Here is a 16385-nt window from a genome sequence, read left to right on the forward strand (position 1 = left end):
GCATGCCTTGTGTTGTGGCAAAGTGCCAGCCCTGCCTGGCTGGACTGCCCACCCGCATTCAGGTAGCTTTGCCGGTTACGCGAGGGCGTTCCAGCCCCAGACAATCAGGCATCTACCGCACGCAGGCATTGATAGACATCAGCGGCCCGCGCGGCGCATGGCCTGGCACGGGTTTCGCCCGCTTAATTCATCAGTCACTGACGCTAGGTTCACCATGGCTCAATACGTCTTCACCATGCATCGGCTGGGAAAAGTTGTTCCGCCGAAGCGGGAAATCCTGAAAAACATTTCTCTGTCCTTCTTCCCGGGCGCCAAGATCGGCGTGCTCGGCCTCAACGGTTCGGGTAAATCCACCCTGTTGAAAATCATGGCCGGCGTCGACACCGAGTTCGACGGCGAAGCCCGCCCGATGCCCGACCTGAACATCGGCTACCTGCCACAGGAACCTATCCTGGACCCGACCAAGACCGTGCGTGAAGTGGTCGAGGAAGCGGTCAGCGTGATCAAGAACGCCCAGGCCCGCCTGGACGAGGTCTACGCGGCCTACGCTGAAGAAGACGCCGACTTCGACAAACTGGCGGCAGAACAGGCCAAGCTCGAAGCCATCCTGCAAGCCGCCGACGGTCACAACCTGGACCGCCAGCTGGAAGTCGCCGCCGACGCGCTGCGCCTGCCGGCGTGGGACGCCAAGGTTGAACACCTGTCCGGTGGTGAAAAGCGTCGTGTGGCCCTGTGCCGCCTGCTGCTGTCGGCCCCCGACATGCTGCTGCTCGACGAACCGACCAACCACCTGGACGCCGATTCCGTCGCCTGGCTGGAGCATTTTCTGCACGACTTCCCGGGCACCGTGGTTGCGATCACGCACGACCGGTACTTCCTGGACAACGTTGCTGGCTGGATCCTCGAACTCGACCGTGGCGCCGGTATCCCTTACGAGGGCAACTACTCCGGTTGGCTGGAAGCCAAGTCCGACCGTCTGGCCGCCGAATCCAAGCAACAGTCGGCCCATGAAAAGGCCATGAAAGACGAGCTGGAATGGGTGCGTAAAGGCGCCAAGGCGCGTCAGTCGAAATCCAAGGCCCGTCTGGCGCGTTTCGAAGAGATGCAGTCCCAGGAATTCCAGAAGCGTTCCGAGACCAACGAAATCTACATCCCGGCCGGTCCGCGCCTGGGTGACAAGGTCATCGAGTTCAAGAACGTCTGCAAGGGCTACGGCGACCGCGTGTTGATCGACAACCTGTCGTTCTCCATGCCAAAAGGCGCCATCGTTGGCGTGATCGGCGGTAACGGTGCGGGTAAATCCACACTGTTCCGCATGCTGATGGGCAAGGAGCAACCGGACTCGGGCACCATCGAAGTCGGCGAAACCGTGCAACTGGCTTGCGTTGACCAGAGCCGCGACGACCTCGACGGCAGCAAGACGGTGTTCCAGCAGATTTCCGACGGTTCCGACCAGATCCGTATCGGCAACTACGAAATCCCGTCGCGCACCTACGTGGGTCGCTTCAACTTCAAGGGCGGCGACCAGCAGAAGTTCGTCAAGGATCTGTCCGGTGGTGAGCGCGGTCGCTTGCACCTGGCCCTGACCCTGAAAGAAGGCGGCAACGTATTGCTGCTCGACGAACCGTCAAACGACCTCGACGTTGAAACCCTGCGTTCCCTGGAAGAAGCCCTGCTGGACTTCCCGGGCGCCGCCATTGTGATCTCTCACGATCGGTGGTTCCTTGACCGCGTGGCCACTCACATCCTGGCGTACGAAGACGACTCCCAGGCGGTGTTCTTCGAAGGCAACTACACCGAATACGAAGCCGATCGCAAGAAACGCCTCGGCGAAGCTGCTGCCCAGCCGCATCGTGTACGGCACAAGAAGCTGGCCTGATCCGGGTTGGTGGTTTGAACAAGCGGGGCCTTCGGGCTCCGCTTTTTTTTGCGTGTTTTCATGTGCACCGCGTCGTCTGCATCGCAGGCAAGCCAGCTCCCACAGTTGACCGCATTGTCATGGATGTACTGGATCAAATGTAGGAGCTGGCTTGCCTGCGATAGCGGATTAACTGTTGGTGCAAGGCCTGGATTGAAATCCTCATTAAGGTGCAAAAAACGCCTGTATTTATATCTAATGCACCATTTAAATTCACAAAAGCGACATTTTGCCCTGTCGCGGTGCGACATGAATTGATAAAGTCCGGGACAAATCTCCTTTAACGACAATAAATTTGCCGAGACTTTTCATGATCGAATCCGTTGAATCCTTCCTTGCCCGCCTCAAGAAACGCGACCCCGACCAGCCGGAATTCCACCAGGCCGTGGAAGAAGTCCTGCGCAGTTTGTGGCCGTTTCTTGAAGCCAATCCCCACTACCTGAACTCGGGCATCCTGGAGCGCATCTGCGAGCCGGAGCGTGCGATTGTGTTCCGGGTGTCGTGGGAAGATGACCAGGGCAAAGTACGGGTCAACCGCGGGTTCCGGATCCAGATGAACAGCGCCATCGGCCCTTATAAAGGTGGCCTGCGCTTCCACCCGTCGGTGAACCTGGGCGTGCTGAAATTTCTCGCCTTCGAACAAACCTTCAAGAACTCCCTGACCTCGCTGCCCATGGGCGGCGGCAAGGGCGGCTCGGACTTCGATCCCAAGGGCAAGAGCGACGCCGAGGTGATGCGCTTCTGCCAGGCCTTCATGAGCGAGCTGTATCGCCATATCGGCTCGGACGTGGACGTGCCCGCCGGTGATATTGGCGTGGGCGCCCGGGAGATCGGCTTCCTGTTCGGCCAGTACAAGCGCCTGAGCAACCAGTTCACCTCGGTGCTGACCGGCAAGGGCATGAGCTACGGCGGCAGCCTGATTCGCCCGGAGGCCACCGGTTTTGGCTGCGTGTACTTCGCTGAAGAAATGCTCAAGCGCAACGGCGAGCGGGTCGAAGGCAAGCGCGTGGCCATCTCCGGGTCCGGCAACGTCGCCCAGTACGCGGCGCGCAAGGTCATGGACCTGGGCGGCAAGGTGATTTCCTTGTCCGACTCCGAAGGCACTCTGTACTGCGAAAGCGGTTTGACCGAAGAACAATGGTCGGCATTGCTTGAACTGAAAAACGTACAGCGCGGGCGCATCAGCGAGCTGGCATCGCGTTTCGGCCTGGAATTCCGCGCCGGCAAAGCACCCTGGGAACTGGCCTGCGACATCGCGTTGCCCTGCGCCACCCAGAATGAACTGGACGCCGAAGCGGCGCGCACCCTGTTGCGCAATGGCTGCGTCTGCGTGGCCGAAGGCGCCAACATGCCGACCACTCTGGAGGCGGTGGATATCTTTATCGAGGCCGGCATCCTGTTCGCGCCAGGCAAGGCGTCCAATGCCGGCGGGGTGGCGGTGAGCGGGCTGGAGATGTCGCAGAACGCCATGCGCCTGCTGTGGACCGCCGGTGAAGTGGACAGCAAGCTGCACACCATCATGCAGTCGATCCACCATGCGTGCGTGCACTACGGCGAAGAGAACGGCCGGGTCAACTACGTGAAGGGCGCCAACATTGCAGGCTTCGTGAAGGTTGCGGATGCAATGCTGGCCCAGGGCATCGTTTAACCCTCGGGTTCGATGCGCAGGATTTCGATCAACTGATCACCGACGGGGCGCCTCCACAGCACCTCGTCGCCCACCTGTGCACCCAGCAGCGCGCAGCCCAGTGGCGAACCCCAGTTGATCAGGCCCACCGTGGCGTCGGCCTGGTCTTCGCCCACTAACTGAATGCGCTGCTCTTCGTCCTGTTCGTTGGCAAAGGTCACCCAGCTGCCGATCTGCACCTTGTCGGTGGAGGTTGCCGGCGCCACCACCTGTGCGCTTTGCAGGCGCTGGTTGAAGTAACGCAAATCCCGCTCAAGGTCGGCCTGGCGCTGTTTATCGGCCTGCTCGCCCTTGGCGGATTCTTCGCTGTGTTCGTTTTGCAACTGCGCGACCCTGGCCTGCAATTGTGCAAGTCCGCGGGCAGTGAGGTGATTGGGTTGCGCGCTGACCTGGCGTTCCACCGGTTGGCTGGCCTGGGCAGCGGCGCTGTCTTCGTTGACGAAAGCTCGACTCATGACGTTCTCCTGCTATGGAGTTTGGGCCATGGTCGCAGGGGTTAAGTTTCGCTGGATGTCTGGAAGCGACCTATTGCGAGCGAAAGGCCCTGGCAGCGTCGCGGTCTTTTTCCTGTTGCCAGGCGCGTTCGCGGTCGTCCCAGTGGCGATTCTTGTAGTCGTTCAGGTCTTCGTTCTCGCGCATGGCCTTGCATTGGCGAAAGCCATCATCCCAGCCTTCGGCGTAGGTGCGGTCTTTCAGGTAGCGCGGGACGTTCTTGCGAAATTCCCCGGTGATCACCCCGGCAGCCTGGCGGCCGCTGCTGCAACCGTCGTCATAGCCATCGGCGAAGGCGGGTGGATAACCCTTGGCCAGCAAATCCTCATGGGTTGATTGGCAACCCGACAGCAGGGCCAACAGGCCCAGCACTCCAGCGTACCGCCACATCGCTTGCTCCCTGGCCGTTGAACGGCTGATGGGGGAAGTGTAGGAGTGGATTCGTTCGGGGTATGTGAAACGGATGTGAGAAATCCGTGTGACGCTGCGGCTTCGGGCGATCACGCGCCCCCTGTGGCGAGGGAGCTTGCTCCCGCTGGGGCGCGAAGCGGCCCCTGTTCAGGGTATTGAGATATTCCAGAGAGGGTGAGGTGTCTGGTTTTGGGGCTGCTGCGCAGCCCCGCGGGAGCAAGCTCCTTATGGACTAATTAGAGATCGTTCCCACGCTCTGCGTGGGCATGCCGCTCTGGACGCTCTGCGTCCGCTTTTAAAGGTCGTGACGCAGAGCGTCACAGGATGCATTCCCACGCGGAGCGTGGGAACGATCTACGGCTCAGGGATTAATAGTGATACCACTTCACTTCCAGCATCACTTCGTTCACCGGTGTCGCGAGGTGGCTGTATTCCCGCTGCGCACTCAGTCTCAGCCCCAGGTTGCGCGACAATTCCCACTGTTGATTCAGGCTGATACTGCGCCGCACCTCGCCATTGGTGAAGAAGTCACCCTTGGCTTCCAGGCTCAGGTTGCCCAGCGGGTTGCGCCACAACACACCTGTATTGAACCCGGCAGCCGGGGAGATGGCTTCACCGAAGTCGCTGTTGTGCTCCACGCGCACCGTGCCGAGGGCGAAGCCAAGCATGTCGTCGCGCAGTTGCCAGGTGCCGCCCGCGCCACCGTTGACGTGGCTGACGAGGGTCTCGTCGTCATGCTTGCCCGGTACGCGCTCCAGGCCGCCGGTGACTTGCCACGACCACGGCTGCAGCAGCTCGTTGCGTGGGGTCAGTGAGCGGATGGTTGCCAGATCCAGTTGCTGCAATTGCCAGTGGTTGCCTTCGTACTGGCGCAGTTTCATTTGCAGGATTTCAATCTGCGCGCCCAAGGGGAAGCCTTCGGCGTTGTCGTTCAGGTCGTGGTAGGCCATGCGCAGGCCGTATTCGCCGAAGGCCTTGTCGCCCCGGGTGCCGATGCCGGCTTGCCAGGTGCGGGATTCGTGGCCGTCTTCGGGCAGGCCGGGGCGTTCGATCTTCAGGTCCGGCGCCGGGTTCTGGTTGATCGCCCGCAGCAGTTCGAAGCTGCGCTGGGAGCGTTCGGTGTCGCGCTCCAGGCCGTTGGCGCGGTAGCGGCCAAGGCGGTAGGCGGCGTCGATGATCAGGGCCTGGCGGTCTTTGGCGATGGCCTTGAACGCCGGGTCCTGCAGTTGTTTCTGGTCGTCGCTGATCTTCAGCACCCATTGCTGCTCGTCGCTGTCCAGCGGCTTGGCACGTTCCAGCAGCTCCCGTTCACGGGAAGGGCGGTAATCGATTTTCTCCACCAGGCCGGCTTCTTTCACGGCTTTTACCGTGTCGGTAGGGATCGCGGTCAGCGGGAATTGTTCGGTTAACCGCAGGCTTGGGCGGGCCACTTGCAGCAGTTCCAGCAGGCGATAGGAGCAGTTTTCGTCGAAGAAGAAATAGTCGAATTGGATCTGCTTGAGTTCCCACACGTGCTCGACCATGCGCTCGGTCTCGACCTGGGTCAGGTTCAGGCGGTATTCCCACAGGTCGCGGTTCTCCAGGCTACGGTATTCCGAGAGTTTTTCCTGGTAGGGCACCAGCGCGAACAGGCCCGGGTAGCCGCCCATCAGGCCCTTCCAGGCGTAGAGGATGCTGTTGTCCGAGCCTTCGATATAGGCGCCAAAGTTGATCGCGTAGCTGAGCAGGGCGGTGTTGTTGCTCTGCACGTCAGCCTGGTCGATGCGCAGCAGGGTATGGCCGAACATTGATGACGGGCTGTTGAGGTAGGCCGCCGGGAAGATCATCACCGCGCTGTGGGGGGCGACGTCCTTGAACCATTGCTTGAACTCCTTGCAGTCCAGCGTCGGCAAGTCCGTCAGGTGCAACTGGTCCTTGAGCCAGCGTGTACGTGCCGGGTAAACGCATTGGGCGTGCTTTTCGCCGAGGCTGGCCGGGGCATACAGCGCCTCGACAGTGGCCTTCAGCTCCTGGTCCGGATGGTGGGCGCCATCGGGGGCGAGGAAGAATTTCTTGTCGCTGACATAGCTGCGCCAGCCTTTGAACTTGCCGGATTCGTAGTGCCCCAGCGAAAGCCAGAACGGGTCGTTGGCCAGTTGCTGCAAACGTTGATCATCAAGGTGCGGCGCCGCATACAGCGGGGCGCAGGCGAAGAGTGCCAGGTAGGCAAGGCGTTTGAGCATGTGGGCAACTTAAGTCGAGATAAAAAGACCCAAAGGGGAGGCAGGTCCAAAAATAATAAAACCCGTGCCTCGAAAGGCACGGGCGGGTCGAGCTTAAGCCTGGGTAGCGTATTTCGCCAGACGGGTGTCGCTTTTCAGTACAGCCAGGGTGTTGTTGTGCACGTCATCAGCGGTTACGTCAGCCTTGCTGAAGATTTGCTGGAAGTGCTCGTGAGTCACAGCGGCAAAGTGCTCGCGATCTTCAGGAGCAACGCCCAGTACTACAGCGTAGGTAGTCAGCGCTTCGCCGTTACCCTTGGCCATGTCTTCGGACAGCTCGTTCATCATGCCATTCATGGCAATCCACGATTTGCCACCGTAGGTCAGTGCGCTGTTGGTGCTGCAGCCGTTGGTGCCCGAGGTCATGCCGAACGTGGCGTTACCCGAGGTACCGTTGGTGGTGGAGGCCAGGAAGTGAGCCGGAGTGCCGCGTTGGCCTTCGAACAACATGTTGCCCCAACCGCAGTTCGGGCCACCTGGCGCTTCTGCCATTGCATTGAGGGAGACGACGGTGAAGAGAGTACCGAGAAGGATCCGTTTCATAGCTTTGTTCTCTTTGTGTGCAAACCAATGGACAAGGGTTCAGGTGCCTGACAGCACCCTAGGGGTCGGTTATTAGTCCAACCCGCAGCAGGTTGGAGTTTAGGCATGATCCAAGGGTTCCGTGACTTTTTATGAAACAAGCCGGAAACACTCGGTTTTTTTACAGCCCCGAACACGGGTCTATGCTTTCCCCAAGCCGTCCTTGCCAGCCGGCCCAACCCGGCGCCAGAATGCCGTCATCTGCCCCGCCTGATGTAAGGAAGCCCGATGCCTGATCCTGTTGCTGCCAGCTTGCGTCTAGCGCCCGAAGCGCTGACTCGTCCTTTTTCCGCTGAACAGTTCAGCTTCTCGACCACCAATGATTTGGAGCCCTTTCGCGGTGTGCTTGGCCAGGAACGTGCGGTCGAAGCCTTGCAGTTTGGTGTGGCCATGCCACGCCCCGGTTACAACGTATTTGTGATGGGCGAGCCCGGTACCGGGCGCTTTTCGTTCGTCAAACGCTACCTCAAGGCCGAAGGCAAGCGCCTGCAGACCCCGGCCGACTGGGTCTACGTCAATAATTTCGATGAGCCTCGCGAACCCCGCGCGCTGGAACTGCCTGCGGGCGGTGCTGCCGCGTTCATCTCCGATATCAACGGCCTGATCGACAACCTGGTCGCGACCTTCCCGGCGGTGTTTGAACACCCGACGTATCAACAGCGCAAAAGCGCCATCGACCGTGCCTTCAACCAGCGTTACGACCGTGCCCTGGACGTCATCGAGCGCCTGGCCCTGGAAAAAGACGTGGCGCTGTACCGTGACAGCACCAACATAGCGTTTACCCCGATGCTCGACGGCAAGGCCCTGGACGAGGCCGAGTTCTCGCAGTTGCCCGAAGCCGACCGCGAGCGTTTCCACACCGATATTTCCGAACTGGAAGAACGCCTCAACGAAGAACTCGCCAGCCTGCCCCAGTGGAAGCGCGAGTCCAATAACCAGATGCGCCAGTTCAACGAAGAAACCATCACGCTGGCCTTGCAGCCACTGCTGGCGCCGTTGTCCGAAAAATATGCGGAGAACGCGGCCGTCTGCGGCTACTTGCAGGCGATGCAGGTCTACCTGCTGAAAACCGTGGTCGAGCAGTTGGTGGACGACGCAAAAACCGACGCCCAGGCCCGCAAGTTGCTGGAAGAACAGTACTGCCCGAGCCTGGTGGTGGGGCATCCGATCAACGGTGGCGCGCCGGTGGTCTTCGAGCCGCATCCGACCTACGACAACCTGTTCGGCCGTATTGAATACAGCACCGACCAGGGCGCGCTCTACACCACCTATCGCCAATTGCGCCCGGGTGCGCTGCACCGTGCCAACGGTGGTTTCCTGATCCTTGAAGCCGAAAAGATGCTCAGCGAGCCGTTTGTATGGGACGCCCTCAAGCGTGCCTTGCAATCGCGCAAGCTGAAGATGGAATCACCGCTGGGCGAACTGGGCCGCCTGGCCACGGTGACCCTCAACCCGCAAGTGATCCCGTTGCAGCTCAAGGTGATCATCATCGGCTCCCGCCAGTTGTACTACGCGTTGCAGGACGCGGATCCGGACTTCCAGGAGATGTTCCGGGTACTGGTGGATTTTGACGAAGACATCCCGATGGTGGATGAAAGCCTGGAGCAGTTCGCCCAGTTGCTGAAAACCCGCACCTCGGAAGAAGGCATGGCGCCGCTGACCTCCGATGCGGTGGCGCGGCTGGCGACCTACAGCGCGCGGTTGGCGGAGAACCAGGGCCGCTTGTCGGCGCGTATCGGTGATTTGTTCCAGCTGGTCAGCGAGGCGGACTTCATTCGTCACTTGGCCGGTGATGAGCGCACCGACTCCGGGCACATCGAGCGCGCACTCAAGGCCAAGGCCACGCGCACCGGGCGGGTGTCGGCGCGGATTCTCGACGACATGCTCGCCGGGGTGATCCTGATCGACACCGCCGGCGCGGCGGTGGGCAAGTGCAACGGGCTGACGGTGCTGGAGGTGGGTGACTCCGCGTTCGGTGTGCCGGCGCGGATTTCTGCCACGGTGTACCCGGGCGGCAGCGGCATCGTCGATATCGAGCGTGAAGTTAACCTCGGCCAGCCGATTCACTCCAAGGGCGTGATGATCCTCACCGGTTACCTGGGCAGCCGTTATGCCCAGGAATTCCCGTTGGCGATCTCGGCGAGTATCGCCCTGGAGCAGTCCTACGGCTATGTCGACGGCGACAGCGCGTCCCTGGGCGAAGCCTGCACCTTGATCTCGGCCCTGTCGAAGACGCCGCTCAAGCAGTGCTTTGCCATCACCGGCTCGATCAACCAGTTTGGTGAGGTGCAGGCGGTCGGCGGGGTCAACGAGAAGATTGAAGGTTTCTTCCGTCTTTGCGAGGCCCGCGGGCTGACCGGCGAGCAGGGGGCGATCATTCCCCAGGCCAACGTCGCGACACTGATGCTCGATGAGAAGGTGTTGCAGGCCGTGCGGCAGGGGCAATTCCACGTCTATGCCGTGCGTCAGGCCGACGAGGCCTTGAGCCTGCTGGTGGGTGAGCCTGCGGGTTCGCCCGACGAAGAGGGGCAATTCCCCGAAGGCAGCGTCAATGCGCGGGTGGTGGAGCGTCTGCGGGCAATCGCCGAGATGATCAGTGAAGATGACCTGAAGGAAGCCGAGAAGGAGTTGGCGCAGGAAGCACTGGCTGAGACCAAGCCGGTGTAATCAATGCCGAAGGGGCCTGGTTCCAGGTCCCTTCGGCATATTTTTGACGCCGTCGTGACGGCAGTCGTCCGTTGGTCCCCCAGCCTTGGTTTGTACCGGGTTTCTTCTATTCTCAGCTCAAGGGATAGCCACAGGAGTCGCTGGATAGAAACAGTCTTGCCCTGCGAGGCTGAATACCGGATCTACCGAGGGTCGCCGCCATGTCGCGCAACCTCTGCCTCACCCGCCAGTGCCTGGGCCTGGTCACCCGTATCGAATGTTCCATTCGCCCTCTCGCGGGGGATACCGGGATGTGGACCTTGTTGTTTGCCGCCGGAATGACCGGCGAACAACCCTCCACCATCAAGTCCCAAGGCCCGTTCCACGGACCTTTCGTGGCACAAACCATCCTCGATTCGATTGTTGAAAGCCTGACCCTGCACGGCTACGAGCTGGCTGACGACCCGCAGATCTGGTGCCTGCACCTGCAGGCGCACTTGCGACAACTCAACGGTGGGCGGCAGACGGTGCTAAGCGATATCCGCTGACCGCACTCCCCCCGTAGCAGCTGGCGCTCGACAGCTGCTACGCGGGAGGGGCTATGGCTTGGGGGCAGGGGCCGCCTCGGGTTTGTCCAGCTTCACCTCAAACCCATACTGCACCGTGTCCAGGCCGGTGCGCTGGTAGGTTTCCAATGTCGTCGGCTGGCCGTAGAAGTAATGCACGTCGAACAGCGCCGTGCCGTATTCCTCGGCGCGGTGGCTGACGCCGAGAATTTCCTTCAGGTAGTTGCCGCTGGCGTCCTTGGCATAGAACCGCCAGCTGTCAGAGGGGAACAGCTTCTGGTCGACAATCAGCGCGTTGTCCTTCAGCTCCAGGCCCTTGGGCAGTTGCCCGGCAGTGAGGCTGCCTTTCTCGATGGTCGCCAGGAACAGCGGCATCGATCCGACGGCAAACCCCGGGTTTTCAGGAAACAGGTTCAAGTCATAGGTGATGGTGCCGCGCCCCGGGTCGACCTCGTAGGCTTCGGCGGGCAGTTCGATCGGCTCGCCAAGCTTGCCTTCGTCGTTGGCGGTGAGGAACGTCACCGGGGCATCGCCGCCGCCGCGGTCCTCGCCCAGCAGGTCGTCGTTGAAGGTGTAGGGGTGATCGAACTCAACGTGCGCCGCACTGGCGTCATCCACCGACTGGTTGATGGTGACGCTTTTCTTCAGTTGGTCTTCGGACAGGGTGGCGTCCTTGAGCCAATCCGCGGCCTGGTCGTCATACACCGTGACGGGCATCGGCAACGGCTGTACGGTTTTTTCCAGGCTGTTCTTGTCGAAGCGCCGTACGGGCAGGTCCAGGTCCTTGCGGGTCACCGTGGCCTGGGAAAAGTCGAGCACGCTGACTTGCACATTGTCGATCAGGCCATTGAAGTACACCTTGGTGTAGTGGCTGTTCTGCTTGAGCTCGAAGGCTTTCTGCTCGTCTTCCAGCTGTTTCTCGAAGGCGTCGGACCAGGCCTTCTGCTTCTGCATTTCGGCCAGTTGCTTCTCGTAGAACGCCAGTTGCGCGGCGTTTTCGTTGATCGAGCCCGAGCGCGAGAGAAATTGCCCGGTGGTGTCACGAGCCTGCACCAGCAACGGGTTCGGCGATTCGTCCGCGACTTCCGGCGCCAGCGGGGCGCTGTTGGTCAGTTCGATCTCGGCGTAGTTCTTTTCCAGGGCCAGCAGGGTGACCGTGACGTTTTCTTCGGTGCGCTTGCGGCCCACGTCCTTTTTCGACAAGTCGAAGGTGAAGACTTTACGCGGGGAAATCACTTCCACCTTGCCCTTGAGGGTGACGGGCTGCGGCTGGCTTTTGTTCTCCGTCTCGACGCCTTCGACGAACGGGTAGGTCACCGTCAGGTCATCGGGGTTGGTCAGGTTGGAACTGGTGGGGCTCAACTGGATGCCCGGGTCGGTTTCCGACCATTCCGGCTGGAACGGGATGACCTTGTTGTTGCTCAGGGTCACCGACTGCCATTCCAGGCCGTGTGGGAAGGGGAACTGGTCGGGCATGTTGAAGTTGAACGGGAAGATCGGCTGCAGGTCCGTCAGGTAGTCCGAATGGGACGCCTTGCGCAGGACAAACAGGCCATTGATGTAGGTATCGACCAGGGCCTGCGGCGTAGGGTAATGCTTGAGCAGCGCCAGGGCGTCTTCGCTGTACTCGGCCTCGATGGGCTTGGTGGCGAGCTTGGCGCGCGCCCGTTCCAGCAACAGCAGCGAGCCTCCGAGCTCGGACACGGCGTCCTTGAGCTTGGGGTCCTGGATGGCGTCCAGGGATTGTTCGAACTTGGCGGTTTTCTCTTCGAGACTGGCTTGCTTGTGTTCATCGCTTGGGGAACAACCGCTGCCCATCAGCAACGCCGCACACAGGCCAAGGCTGGCCAAAGGGGATCGCACATCCATTATCTGAGTTTTCCTGTCCGACATCATCGAGCCGAGTTGATGAGCTCGACACTAGCAGAAAAATTCCTTAACAGATGCCGTACCGATCAGTTTTCTCGACGGTTTCTGGGGTTTGGGTGCGGCTGGTATACTCGCCGCCATTTTTAGCCAAGCTGTGTGAGATTCAATGGAACGCTTTATCGAAAATGCAATGTATGCCTCACGCTGGCTGTTGGCGCCGATCTATTTCGGGCTGTCCCTGGGGCTGCTGGCGCTGGGCCTGAAGTTCTTCCAGGAAGTGTTTCATGTGATTCCCATCGTGTTCACCATGAGCGAGTCGGATGTGATCCTGGTGCTGCTGTCGTTGATCGACATGGCCCTGGTGGGCGGCCTGCTGGTGATGGTGATGATCAGCGGCTACGAGAACTTCGTCTCCCAGCTGGACATCGACGAAAGCAAGGAGAAGCTCAACTGGCTGGGGACCATGGACTCCTCGTCGCTGAAGATGAAGGTCGCGGCGTCCATCGTGGCGATTTCGTCGATCCATCTGCTGCGGGTCTTCATGGACGCCAAGAACGTCGATCCCGAGCACCTGAAATGGTACGTGATCATTCACATGACCTTCGTGGTGTCGGCGTTTGCCATGGGCTACCTGGACAAGGTTACCAAGCATTAATCAGCCCCTGGCGCTCTCCTGCGCGGGGCTCATCAAGGGCGTGGCTTGTGTGCTAGTCTGCTCGCCCTTTTAGTTTGGACGGCACCTGTGTCGTCCTACAGCGGAGCCTTTCCATGTCCGAAGTTAATCTGTCCACCGACGAAACCCGCGTGAGCTACGGCATTGGCCGTCAGTTGGGCGACCAGCTGCGCGACAACCCGCCACCGGGCGTGAGCCTGGACGCGATCCTGGCTGGCCTGACCGACGCTTTTGCCGGCAAGCCTAGCCGTGTGGACCAGGAGCAAATGGCCGCCAGCTTCAAGGTCATCCGCGAAATCATGCAAGCCGAAGCCGCTGCAAAGGCTGAAGCTGCTGCTGGCGAAGGCCTGGCTTTCCTGGCTGAAAACGCCAAGCGTGACGGCATCACCACCCTGGCTTCCGGCCTGCAATTTGAAGTGCTGACTGCAGGTAGCGGCGCCAAGCCGACCCGTGAAGACCAGGTGCGTACTCACTACCACGGCACCCTGATCGACGGCACTGTGTTCGACAGCTCCTACGAGCGCGGCCAGCCTGCGGAATTCCCGGTTGGCGGCGTGATCGCCGGCTGGACCGAAGCCCTGCAACTGATGAATGCCGGCAGCAAATGGCGCCTGTACGTGCCGAGCGAACTGGCTTACGGCGCTCAAGGCGTTGGCAGCATCCCGCCGCACAGCGTTCTGGTGTTTGACGTCGAGCTGCTCGACGTTCTGTAAGACCTTACCTGCAGGAGCGAGCCTGCTCGCTCCTGCAGTGTTTTGCGCGGTTGCTCATGGATGAAACTTGCCATTGAGATCCGTCACCGGGCGCAACGCTCGGGCATAGCAGAACAGAAACAGATTTCTCACCACTTCCTTCAGCACCCCGGGCTCACTGGAACTCAGGCCATTGACGTCCAGGTCGCCCTGATCCTGCAGTTCGCTTAACGCCTCTTCTTCCAGCACCGCGCAGACTTCCCCGGTTTCCCGATGGAGGATTCGCAGGTAAGGGTGTGGACGGTCCAGCCAGGCATCGATCAAATAAGTCATGGGAAGTATCTCCTTGATGGGTTTCAATGAGAATAATTCTTATTCGTAGAATAGCAAGTCCCTATTGGCCATTTCCGGACTTTTCTGTGTGGATATTGTTTTTGATCAAAAGGCCTGGCCTTTTGCCGCCAGTGCGGAAGTGACGCGGGGAGGGTGAAGCGCCATCCCGTGCAGGGCGCGGGATGGAGGCAGCATATTCAGACCTTGCGGACGAACTCGGACTTGAGTTTCATCGGGCCGATACCGTCGATCTTGCAGTCGATATCGTGGTCGCCATCGCACAGGCGGATGTTCTTGACCTTGGTGCCGACCTTGACCACCAGGGACGTGCCCTTGACCTTGAGGTCCTTGATCACGGTGATGGTGTCGCCGTCCTGCAGGACGTTGCCCACAGAGTCTTTCTTCACGGATTCATCGCTGGCCGCCTCGGCTTCGCCGCCGACGGCCCACTCATGGGCGCATTCCGGGCAAATCAGCTGGGCGCCATCTTCGTAGGTGTATTCGGAATTGCATTTCGGGCAGGGTGGCAACGTGCTCACTAAAGCTCCTTTGGTTTCAGGATGGCTAAAAAGCGCACATTGTATAGGGTTTTAGCCGGGCAGGGGGGAGCAACGCCAGAGAACGCTGCGGGAGCTGGCTTGCCTGCGATGCAGGCACCTCGGTTTGTCTGTTACACCGCGGTGATGCAATCGCAGGCAAGCCAGCTCCTGCATGGAGCAGAGCAGAATCAGTGAGTACGGGCGACCGCGAACTCACTCAGCTCAACCAGGGCGTCCCGGTATTCGCTGGCTGGAAGGGCTTCCAGGCATTGGATCGCGCGAGCCACGTAGTCACGGGCCAGTTGCGCGGTGTATTCGAGGGAACCCGAGGCTTCCACGGCTTCGCGGATGCTTTCCAGGTCTTCGATCCCGCCTTTCTGGATCGCCTTGCGCACCAGGGCGGCCTGTTCCGGCGTGCCTTCGCGCATGGTGTAGATCAGTGGCAAGGTCGGCTTGCCCTCGGCCAGGTCGTCACCGACGTTCTTGCCCAGGGTTTCGGCGTCGCCGCGATAGTCCAGCAGGTCGTCCACGAGCTGGAAGGCCACGCCCAGGTGATCGCCGAACGTGCGCAGGGCTTCGCTCTGCTCGGGCGTTGCTTCGCACAGGGCGGCGGCGCTGTGGGTCGAGGCTTCGAAGAGCATCGCGGTTTTGCCGCGAATCACTTCCATGTAGGTTTCTTCGGTGGTGCTGGCGTCGCGAACCTTCGACAGCTGCAACACTTCGCCTTCGGCGATGATGCGCGTGGCCTGTGAAAGAATCTTCATCACCGGCATCGAGCCCAGCTCGACCATCATTTCGAACGAGCGCGAGTACAGGAAGTCGCCCACCAGCACGCTCGGCGCATTGCCCCACATCGCGTTGGCCGTCTCGCGACCACGGCGCATGCCGGACATGTCGACCACGTCGTCGTGCAGCAGGGTGGCGGTGTGCAGGAACTCGATGGTCGCGGCCAGCAGGCGCAGGTCATCGCCTTCGCGGCCCAGGGCCTTGCCACACAGCAACACTAATAAAGGACGCAGGCGTTTACCGCCGGCCGACGTAATGTAGTCGCCAATTTTGGAGACCAGCGGCACTTTAGAAGTCAGCTGCTTCTTGATGATGCCGTCGACGGCGCTAAAATCGTCCGCCACCGCGCGGTAGAAAGCTTGGGGTTGCATCAGCGACAGTCGCTCCAGAAGGGTTGCGCGGCATGCTAGGACCCGCGTCCCGTAGTGTCAAGGCGCGATAGACGGCTACTTGCAACACCTCCATAGCTTGCGTACAATCGCGCACCCTGAACTTCCTGGGCAGCACCTGCCTTACGCAATTGCATTCGGGACGTCCATCCCATGCAGCCATGCCAGCCAATACCTCTTCTTATAAAGCGCTGGGTGAGCAGGATTATCGGAGAAATACCATGTCGTACGCAGTAATTGTTACTGGTGGCAAGCAATACAAGGTCGCCCCAGGTGAATACCTGAAGATCGAGAAGCTGGAAATCGCTACTGGCGAATCCGTTACTTTTGATCGCGTTCTGTTGGTCGCCAATGGCGATGACGTGAACATCGGCGCTCCAGTTGTTGCAGGCGCTACCGTTGTGGCTGAAGTGATCTCCCAAGGTCGTCACGATAAAGTCCGCATCATCAAGTTCCGTCGTCGTAAGCACCACATGAAGCGTATGGGCCACCGCCAGTGGTACACCGAGATCAAAATCACCGGTATTCAGGCTTAATTTCA

At 60.3% G+C, this 16385-nt stretch carries 15 protein-coding genes; 7 read left to right on the forward strand and 8 right to left on the reverse strand.

Annotation, left to right across the window (positions count from 1 at the left end):
* Positions 1-214 precede the first annotated feature (214 nt).
* Together ettA and gdhA are read left to right on the forward strand one after the other, a co-directional pair.
* Positions 215-1879: an energy-dependent translational throttle protein EttA gene (gene ettA, locus HYE77_RS10475; protein WP_003215833.1), complete on the forward strand. Its 1665-nt coding sequence runs from the start codon at positions 215-217 to the stop codon at positions 1877-1879.
* A gap of 349 nt (positions 1880-2228) precedes the next feature.
* On the forward strand, positions 2229-3566 hold the full coding sequence (gene gdhA, locus HYE77_RS10480; RefSeq protein WP_177068763.1) for an NADP-specific glutamate dehydrogenase: 1338 nt from the start codon (positions 2229-2231) through the stop codon (positions 3564-3566).
* Here the strand turns inward: gdhA and HYE77_RS10485 are convergent.
* The 4 genes from HYE77_RS10485 to HYE77_RS10500 all read right to left on the reverse strand — a co-directional run bounded on the left by HYE77_RS10485 (position 3563) and on the right by HYE77_RS10500 (position 7312).
* On the reverse strand, positions 3563-4060 hold the full coding sequence (locus HYE77_RS10485) for a GreA/GreB family elongation factor (RefSeq protein WP_177068764.1): 498 nt from the start codon (positions 4058-4060) through the stop codon (positions 3563-3565). The genes gdhA and HYE77_RS10485 overlap by 4 nt on opposite strands.
* A 70-nt stretch (positions 4061-4130) precedes the next feature.
* The gene (locus HYE77_RS10490) at positions 4131-4487 is read right to left on the reverse strand and encodes a hypothetical protein (RefSeq protein WP_102369931.1); all 357 of its coding nucleotides are present in this window, start codon (positions 4485-4487) and stop codon (positions 4131-4133) included.
* Positions 4488-4876: 389 nt separating this feature from the next.
* Positions 4877-6730 (reverse strand): DUF4105 domain-containing protein, encoded by a 1854-nt coding sequence (locus HYE77_RS10495; RefSeq protein WP_177020432.1) that lies wholly within the window; start codon positions 6728-6730, stop codon positions 4877-4879.
* A gap of 93 nt (positions 6731-6823) precedes the next feature.
* Positions 6824-7312: a DUF3015 domain-containing protein gene (locus HYE77_RS10500; RefSeq protein WP_003215845.1), complete on the reverse strand. Its 489-nt coding sequence runs from the start codon at positions 7310-7312 to the stop codon at positions 6824-6826.
* Between the two features lie 267 nt (positions 7313-7579).
* On the opposite strand from HYE77_RS10500, the gene HYE77_RS10505 reads away from it, so the two are divergent.
* Together HYE77_RS10505 and HYE77_RS10510 are read left to right on the forward strand one after the other, a co-directional pair.
* Entirely contained in the window at positions 7580-10018 is a 2439-nt protein-coding gene (locus HYE77_RS10505) for a Lon protease family protein (RefSeq protein WP_003215847.1), read from the forward strand.
* 200 nt (positions 10019-10218) lie between these two features.
* A complete protein-coding gene (locus HYE77_RS10510) occupies positions 10219-10545 on the forward strand; it encodes a hypothetical protein (protein WP_003215849.1) in 327 nt (108 codons plus the stop codon).
* Positions 10546-10596: 51 nt separating this feature from the next.
* On the opposite strand, the gene HYE77_RS10515 is transcribed toward HYE77_RS10510, so the two are convergent.
* Positions 10597-12432 (reverse strand): hypothetical protein, encoded by a 1836-nt coding sequence (locus HYE77_RS10515; RefSeq protein WP_177068765.1) that lies wholly within the window; start codon positions 12430-12432, stop codon positions 10597-10599.
* A gap of 166 nt (positions 12433-12598) precedes the next feature.
* Between HYE77_RS10515 and HYE77_RS10520 the strand changes: the two genes are divergently transcribed.
* Both HYE77_RS10520 and HYE77_RS10525 read left to right on the forward strand, forming a co-directional pair.
* Positions 12599-13087, forward strand: a complete 489-nt coding sequence (locus HYE77_RS10520; RefSeq protein ID WP_003215853.1) for a TIGR00645 family protein — start codon at positions 12599-12601, stop codon at positions 13085-13087.
* A gap of 113 nt (positions 13088-13200) precedes the next feature.
* Entirely contained in the window at positions 13201-13818 is a 618-nt protein-coding gene (locus HYE77_RS10525; protein ID WP_003215854.1) for an FKBP-type peptidyl-prolyl cis-trans isomerase, read from the forward strand.
* Positions 13819-13872: 54 nt separating this feature from the next.
* Here the strand turns inward: HYE77_RS10525 and HYE77_RS10530 are convergent, their stop codons facing one another.
* The 3 genes from HYE77_RS10530 to HYE77_RS10540 form a co-directional block, all read right to left on the reverse strand.
* Positions 13873-14130 (reverse strand): hypothetical protein, encoded by a 258-nt coding sequence (locus tag HYE77_RS10530; protein WP_003215856.1) that lies wholly within the window; start codon positions 14128-14130, stop codon positions 13873-13875.
* Positions 14131-14327: 197 nt separating this feature from the next.
* Positions 14328-14669, reverse strand: coding sequence for a zinc ribbon domain-containing protein YjdM (locus HYE77_RS10535; protein ID WP_003215858.1), 342 nt, complete (start codon positions 14667-14669; stop codon positions 14328-14330).
* Between the two features lie 188 nt (positions 14670-14857).
* Complete coding sequence (locus HYE77_RS10540; RefSeq protein WP_003215860.1) at positions 14858-15826, reverse strand: polyprenyl synthetase family protein; 969 nt, start codon at positions 15824-15826, stop codon at positions 14858-14860.
* A 239-nt stretch (positions 15827-16065) separates the two neighbouring features.
* Here HYE77_RS10540 and rplU point away from each other — a divergent pair, with 239 nt between their 5' ends.
* The gene (gene rplU / locus HYE77_RS10545) at positions 16066-16380 is read left to right on the forward strand and encodes a 50S ribosomal protein L21 (protein WP_003176051.1); all 315 of its coding nucleotides are present in this window, start codon (positions 16066-16068) and stop codon (positions 16378-16380) included.
* The last annotated feature ends 5 nt before the right edge of the window (positions 16381-16385 follow it).

Origin of the sequence: Pseudomonas sp. IPO3774 (assembly GCF_013386835.1) — a bacterium.
Classification (GTDB): domain Bacteria; phylum Pseudomonadota; class Gammaproteobacteria; order Pseudomonadales; family Pseudomonadaceae; genus Aquipseudomonas.

What these genes read in the sequence shown, in the direction of transcription:
- gdhA (WP_177068763.1), top strand. Translation starts at nt 2,229, where the DNA reads ATGATCGAATCCGTTGAATCCTTCCTTGCCCGCCTCAAGAAACGCGAC.
- HYE77_RS10515 (WP_177068765.1), bottom strand. Translation starts at nt 12,432, where the DNA reads ATGGATGTGCGATCCCCTTTGGCCAGCCTTGGCCTGTGTGCGGCGTTG.
- HYE77_RS10520 (WP_003215853.1), top strand. Translation starts at nt 12,599, where the DNA reads ATGGAACGCTTTATCGAAAATGCAATGTATGCCTCACGCTGGCTGTTG.
- HYE77_RS10525 (WP_003215854.1), top strand. Translation starts at nt 13,201, where the DNA reads ATGTCCGAAGTTAATCTGTCCACCGACGAAACCCGCGTGAGCTACGGC.
- ettA (WP_003215833.1), top strand. Translation starts at nt 215, where the DNA reads ATGGCTCAATACGTCTTCACCATGCATCGGCTGGGAAAAGTTGTTCCG.
- rplU (WP_003176051.1), top strand. Translation starts at nt 16,066, where the DNA reads ATGTCGTACGCAGTAATTGTTACTGGTGGCAAGCAATACAAGGTCGCC.
- HYE77_RS10540 (WP_003215860.1), bottom strand. Translation starts at nt 15,826, where the DNA reads ATGCAACCCCAAGCTTTCTACCGCGCGGTGGCGGACGATTTTAGCGCC.
- HYE77_RS10530 (WP_003215856.1), bottom strand. Translation starts at nt 14,130, where the DNA reads ATGACTTATTTGATCGATGCCTGGCTGGACCGTCCACACCCTTACCTG.
- HYE77_RS10490 (WP_102369931.1), bottom strand. Translation starts at nt 4,487, where the DNA reads ATGTGGCGGTACGCTGGAGTGCTGGGCCTGTTGGCCCTGCTGTCGGGT.
- HYE77_RS10500 (WP_003215845.1), bottom strand. Translation starts at nt 7,312, where the DNA reads ATGAAACGGATCCTTCTCGGTACTCTCTTCACCGTCGTCTCCCTCAAT.
- HYE77_RS10505 (WP_003215847.1), top strand. Translation starts at nt 7,580, where the DNA reads ATGCCTGATCCTGTTGCTGCCAGCTTGCGTCTAGCGCCCGAAGCGCTG.
- HYE77_RS10495 (WP_177020432.1), bottom strand. Translation starts at nt 6,730, where the DNA reads ATGCTCAAACGCCTTGCCTACCTGGCACTCTTCGCCTGCGCCCCGCTG.
- HYE77_RS10510 (WP_003215849.1), top strand. Translation starts at nt 10,219, where the DNA reads ATGTCGCGCAACCTCTGCCTCACCCGCCAGTGCCTGGGCCTGGTCACC.
- HYE77_RS10485 (WP_177068764.1), bottom strand. Translation starts at nt 4,060, where the DNA reads ATGAGTCGAGCTTTCGTCAACGAAGACAGCGCCGCTGCCCAGGCCAGC.